The organism is Mycobacterium sp. E3247, assembly GCF_001667785.1.
Taxonomy (GTDB): Bacteria; Actinomycetota; Actinomycetes; order Mycobacteriales; family Mycobacteriaceae; genus Mycobacterium.
Window position 1 is genome coordinate 1 of the sequence record NZ_LZJG01000101.1, and the last position, 630, is coordinate 630.

The 630-nt window shown below is 65.7% G+C and carries 1 protein-coding gene; it reads left to right on the forward strand.

The window, feature by feature from the left end; translation table 11 throughout:
* Window positions 1–630: HAD-IC family P-type ATPase (locus A9X04_RS05240; protein WP_156764226.1), on the forward strand; the 630-nt coding region annotated here is incomplete at both ends.

Here is a 630-nt window from a genome sequence, read left to right on the forward strand (position 1 = left end):
TGGGTTTGGCCTCAAAGGGAACCATCACCGGCGCGGAGATGGAACAATTCGGCGACGAAGAATTCGAGCACGCCGCACAGAATTACACCATCTTCGCGCGCATCTCCCCCGAGCAGAAGGCGCGGCTGATCACCGCGCTGCGGCGCGAGGGGCGAGCCGTCGGCTTCCTGGGCGACGGGGTCAACGACGCGCTGGCGTTGCACGCCGCCGACGTGGGGATCTCGGTGGACAGCGCCACCGACGTGGCCAAGGACGCCGCCGACGTGGTGCTGCTGGAGAAGGACCTCGGTGTGTTGGCCACCGGCGTCGCCGAGGGCCGGCGCATATTCGCCAACACCATCAAGTACGTGCTGATGGGCACGTCGAGCAACTTCGGGAACATGTTCAGCGCCGCGGCCGCATCGGCCCTGCTGCCGTTCCTGCCGATGCTGCCCAGCCAGATCCTGCTGAACAACCTGTTATACGACTCCTCGCAGCTGGCGATCCCCACCGACAGGGTCGACGCCGAGCAGCTGCACGCGCCGTCGCACTGGAACGTCGCGTTCATCCGCCGGTTCATGCTGATCTTCGGACCGATCAGCTCGCTGTTCGACTTCCTGACGTTCGGGTTGATGCTGGGCGTGCTGCCGC